The following is a 4823-nucleotide window of genomic DNA, read 5'->3' as shown; positions in this document are numbered from 1 at the left end:
TGACGGAGGCGCCGTTGAGGGCGCCGCCCGCCCGCGACGTGACGGTGCCGGTGACCTTCCGTGCAGCCGCGAGCAAGATGTTCGCCGGGGTGGTGGTGTTCTTGGCGGCCGTGATGCTGTCGGCGGAGAAGACCTCGGCCTTGTCGTTGAAGCACTCAGGCGCGAGTCCGGTCGCCTGGTCGACGCACACCCGGTAGGCACCGGGACGGAGGCCGATGAACGAGTAGGCGCCCGAGACGGTGGTCGACGTGGAGTCGAACAAGTCCCACCCTGACTGCGAGAAGCGGTAGGGCTCGTAGATCCGCACCGCGGCTCCGGAGACGGCGCCGGAGGGTCCGGTGACCGTCCCGCTGATCACGCCGCCCTTGTCCAGGTTGGCGTCGACGGTCGCGGTGCCGCCGAGTGCCACCGGCACGTCGGTGGCAGTCTGGACAGTGTCCTTGTCCTGGTAGTACTCGTCGAGGAAGCCACCGCCGAAGCTGGAGAACCCGACGCGATAGGTGCCGGCCCGCAGGCCGTCGATCGTGTAGACCCCGGACGCGTTGGTCGAGGAGCCGGAGACATACGTCCAGGTCCCGCCGACGAGGCGGTACGCCGTCACGCTGGCGGAGGGGATGGCGGCGTTGGCGTTGTCGCGGACCGTGCCGGTGATCTTGCCGCCAACCACGAGGGCGGCGTTGATGTTGGGGACGGAGGCTGTGGTGACGGTGACCGGGTCGGCGTCCACCGCGTCGAGCGCGTCGTCGTAGTACTCGGACATGTAGGTGGCGGCTTCGAACCTGATGCGCATCTGGCCGGGCGGCACCTGGAGCGAATAGGTCCCATTGGCCGGCGTGAGGACGGAGTCGACGTAGTCCCAGAAGGTGGCGCCGAACTCGGTAACCCGCTGCTCCGCCGTCACGGTGGCCCCGTTGAGGGGGGTGCCGCCGGTGCCGGTCACGGTGCCCGTGATGCGGAGCGGGTCGGCAAGCACGGCGTTGGCCGTCTTGGTGACATCCGGGACGACAGTGATCGAGTCGGCGGCATCCAGCGTCGGCTTGTCGTTCCAGTACTCCTGCACCTGACCGTTGGCCTGGAACTGCAGTCGGTAGTCCTGGGCCGTGAGGGCGGTGAACGCGTAGTGGCCGGACGCGTCGGTCGACGTCGAGTCGGCGAACGTCCAGGAGCCGGCGTTGAACCGGTAGGCCGTCACGTCCGCGAGCTCGATCGGTCCGGCGGCGTTGCTGACGGTGCCAGCGAGGTCGGGCGGTGCGGGCATCCGCAGCGTGGCCGTGGAGCCGGCGGCGAAGTCGACGAACAGGGGTGTCGCGGCGAACAGGTCCGCGGCGTTGTCGTAGTAGACCGTGCCGGCGCCCGCCTTGGTCGCGCCGACGTAGTAGAACCCGTCCGCGAGCGAGCCGAACGAGAACGTGCCGCCGGCGCCGGTCACCTGAGGAGGTCCGGTCGGGGCCTGGAAGTCGTCGTACAGCGTGACGGTGGCGCCCTGGAGGGGAGTCCCGTCCGACGCCTGCACCACGCCGGAGAGGGTCGACGGAGGTCCGTCGCCCTCGGCGGCGAACACCGCGCCGAGCGGCGCGAGCACCAGGCCCAGCACCAGGAGCAGGAGGCCGACGAGGCGGCCAGGACGTGACGGTCGGGACGTGTCCACAGTGTTCCCCCTGTGACAGGCCCGAGCCCGCGGATGTTCGGTGGATGAATCAAGGCACGGGCGACCACCAGGGGAATGCGCCGTCGTCGGCTATACCCCAACTGGCGTAGGTGGCACCCGCCCACGTCACCCTCAGGGAGGGGCGGTGTCGCACTAGCCAGACCACGTTCGAGTTCAGCTCCTAACCGTCATAGGCCAGGCACGCGGTGGACTCGACGAGGCCGGCGAGCCGCCGAGGATCTGCCGGGCCACCGCGTGCTTCGCGACCAGACTGAGCAGCACGCACACCCACCGTGGGGCACCGGCGACGCAGCCGAACGAGAACGGCTTCTCCTCCGCGTCGTGCTGCCGGCGGCGGACATGAGTTGAGACCACGGCCGTGGATGTCATGGCCGCGCTCGCTCCGATGATGCCGGTGAGATGACGCGACGCCTGCCAAACAACAAGACGTTCGCTGGCGCGTCGCCCCATGATCGATGGTGCAGAAACGGTTGCAGCAACCCTTCCAGAGGCCCGTTTGATAACGATTTGCCGCACGGCCCACCACGACACCTCATGAGCATCGAAAGCGCCGATGACCTGCGCAAACGTCCGCGAGCAGACCGGCCAGATGGTCGGGGTGGGATCCAGTCGGCGCTTGCCGAGCTTGCGGCTGACAAGAGGGGGGGTTCTTCCTGCGCGCCGAGACTCCGCGCAGGTGGCGCTGGTCAGCACCCTTGCCGAGCTCGCGGACGCCGGCGGCCAGGTGTTGTGCGCGACCCACTCGCCGCTGCTGGCGGCCATCCCGGGCGCCAACGTGCTCGAGGTCGGGCCGTGGGGGATGCGCAAGGCGGCTTTCGACGAACTCGAGATCGTCGGGCACTGGAAGGCCTATCTCGCCGACCCGATGCGCTACCTGCGTCACGTCCTGTGAGCAACCCCCCGCGCCACTGCGCGGGGGAGGACCACCAGCAACAGCAACAGGATGAGCAACGAGCCGCCGCCGGCCACCACCGCGGCAGTGCGGTCGAGCACGACGTCGACGACGAGGAAGGCAATGCCCGACAGCAGCAGTGCGACCAAGCCCAGCGTGAGCTCGGTCAGGACGTGCCCGGCGCTCACCAGTCGCGGCTTCACGCCGAGATGGAACAGCCTGCGGTGGATCGCCACTGGCGTGAGGGTCACTCCGACCGTCGCGAACGCGAGAGCCAGAAGACCGAGGTACCAGTGCTTCTGGAAGTCGTCGAGCTCGGGGAACCTCGACTGGAACGGCAATGTCACCAGGAACGCCGCGAGCAGCTGGACGCCGGTCTGGCTGACCCTCAGCTCCTGGAGGAGATCGGACCAGTTGCGGTCGGCGCGCTGGTCGGGGCTCTCCTGCCTCACCGGGCCGGTGTCTCGCGTCATCGGGTGAGCCTACGGCTCGCAGGGTTCAGTCCGCTGGCGCGATGAAGACGTACGGCGAACGCCCCGCCAGCCTCGTCACGACGATCGCCGTCGTCAGCATGGTGAGCGCGATGCCGGCAAGCACCACGAGCTGGAACTGGGCCGCCGCGAACGGGGAGGCGCCACCGAAGAGCGCCCCCACGAACGCGCCGGGCAGCGTGACCAGCCCGGTCGACCGGGTCTGGTCGAGAGTGGGCAACAGCGCCTCGCGGGCAGCCTCGCGACCGATGTCGTCATGGGCCTGGGCAGGCGTCGCGCCCAGGGAGAGCCAGGCCTCGACCTCGTCGCGGCGAGCGCGGGCGTCGCGCACGAAGTTGCGCCCCGCCAAGGTGGCGGCGCTCATCGCGTTGCCGACGATGATGCCGGCCACCGCGACGACATACCGCGTCTCGAAGTCGACCAGGCGCAGCGCGAACACGAGGACCAGTGAGACCAGGGCGCCCGAGAGCACCCCGATCACGGCATACACCCGACCCCGGGGGATCTCGGAGATCCGACCGCCGGCGGTCCACGACGCCGTGCTCAACATCAGCACCACGAACAGGGCGACCGTCCACGGCACGGCCAGCACACCGCGCAGGATCAGCGCGATCACGGCCAGCTGCACGACCGCTCGCAACATCGCCGTGAACGGCAGCCAACCCAGCGGCACCCGGGCAAGGCGGGCCAGGCCGAGCGTCGTCAACGTGACGGCGAGCAGCCCGAGGCCCCACCACACGTGATCCACGGGTCGATCCTGCCCGACATCGCCGATCCCGGTCGGGGGTGGCCCGGTTTGGAGGGACATGAAAGATTCGAGAAGCGTCCAGACCGGGACGCCACGACGAAGGGAATTGCACATGGGACTCGACGACAAGTTCAAGAACACGGTTGAAGACGTCACTGGCAAGGCCAAGGAGGGCGCCGGCAAGGCGACCGACGACGAGAAGCTGGAAGCCGAGGGCAAGGGCGACCAGATCTCGGCCGACATCAAGCAGGCCGGCGAGAAGGTCAAGGACGCCTTCAAGCACTGAGCCGCCACCTCGTTGTCGCACAGGCAACACCCGGACGGGACACCGACTCGCGCAGTCGGTGTCCCGTTCGGCGTTGCCGGCGGTCGTGTCGGTGCCGGATGGCAGGCTGCGGCCATGACAGTTCACGTCCATGTCGCGGAGCGGACCGACGTCCTGGCCGACGGCCTGGCGACGCTGCTCGCGACCCCACTGGCGGATCCGTTCGCCCGCGAGGTGGTGGTCGTGCCCGCGCGCGGCGTGGAGCGATGGCTGACGCAGCGACTCTCGCACCGGCTCGGGGTCGGCCCGCGGACCGGCGACGGGGTGTGCGCCGGCGTCGACTTCGTGACGCCCCCGTCGCTGGTCTCGATGCTGCTCGACAAGGACGCGGACGACCCGTGGGATCCGGAGCGACTGGCCTGGCCGCTGCTCGACGTCATCGACTCGGTGATGGGCGAGCCGGGCTTCGGTGACCTCACCACCCACCTCGGCGGCGCCGACCCCGACGACGAGCGCTCCACCCGTCGCTACGCCGTCGCCCGGCGGCTGGCCGGGCTCTTCGGCTCCTATGCCACCCAGCGGCCGACCCTGATCACCGACTGGCGGGCCGGCCACGACAGCGACGGCGCCGGGGGCGTCCTCGAGCCCGACCTGCGCTGGCAGGCCGAGCTGTGGCGACGACTGGTCACCCGGATGGACTCCCCCCCGCCGGACGTCCGGCTGGCCACCACCCTCGAGCGGCTGCGCCGCGGTGGCGC

At 69.8% G+C, this 4823-nt stretch carries 6 protein-coding genes; 3 read left to right on the top strand and 3 right to left on the bottom strand.

The genetic code is table 11. The features are described 5' to 3' along the window. A partial coding sequence (locus RMO85_RS14540; protein ID WP_310529441.1) for a carboxypeptidase-like regulatory domain-containing protein occupies positions 1-1648 on the bottom strand: 1648 nt, incomplete at its 3' end. Between the two features lie 697 nt (positions 1649-2345). Here RMO85_RS14540 and RMO85_RS14535 point away from each other — a divergent pair. Continuing rightward, a complete protein-coding gene (locus RMO85_RS14535; RefSeq protein ID WP_310529440.1) occupies positions 2346-2561 on the top strand; it encodes a hypothetical protein in 216 nt (71 codons plus the stop codon). Here the strand turns inward: RMO85_RS14535 and RMO85_RS14530 are convergent. Together RMO85_RS14530 and RMO85_RS14525 are read right to left on the bottom strand one after the other, a co-directional pair. Further along, positions 2549-3034, bottom strand: coding sequence for a DUF6328 family protein (locus RMO85_RS14530; RefSeq protein ID WP_310529439.1), 486 nt, complete (start codon positions 3032-3034; stop codon positions 2549-2551). The two genes, RMO85_RS14535 and RMO85_RS14530, sit on opposite strands and share 13 nt — an antisense overlap. A 25-nt stretch (positions 3035-3059) precedes the next feature. Next, positions 3060-3800, bottom strand: coding sequence for an ABC transporter permease (locus tag RMO85_RS14525; RefSeq protein ID WP_310529438.1), 741 nt, complete (start codon positions 3798-3800; stop codon positions 3060-3062). Between the two features lie 112 nt (positions 3801-3912). On the opposite strand from RMO85_RS14525, the gene RMO85_RS14520 reads away from it, so the two are divergent. Next, a complete protein-coding gene (locus RMO85_RS14520; RefSeq protein ID WP_310529437.1) occupies positions 3913-4086 on the top strand; it encodes a CsbD family protein in 174 nt (57 codons plus the stop codon). Between the two features lie 114 nt (positions 4087-4200). Further along, the coding region (locus tag RMO85_RS14515; protein WP_310529436.1) for an exodeoxyribonuclease V subunit gamma at positions 4201-4823 on the top strand (623 nt) is incomplete at its 3' end.

The sequence above is a fragment of the Nocardioides sp. genome (genome assembly GCF_031422975.1).
GTDB lineage: Bacteria > Actinomycetota > Actinomycetes > Propionibacteriales > Nocardioidaceae > Nocardioides.
Note: the sequence above shows the minus strand (reverse complement) of the source record. Positions and strands in the feature narration are given on the sequence as shown.

Excerpts from the sequence above, each read along its gene's own strand:
- RMO85_RS14530 (WP_310529439.1), bottom strand. The coding sequence starts at position 3,034 with ATGACGCGAGACACCGGCCCGGTGAGGCAGGAGAGCCCCGACCAGCGC.
- RMO85_RS14520 (WP_310529437.1), top strand. The coding sequence starts at position 3,913 with ATGGGACTCGACGACAAGTTCAAGAACACGGTTGAAGACGTCACTGGC.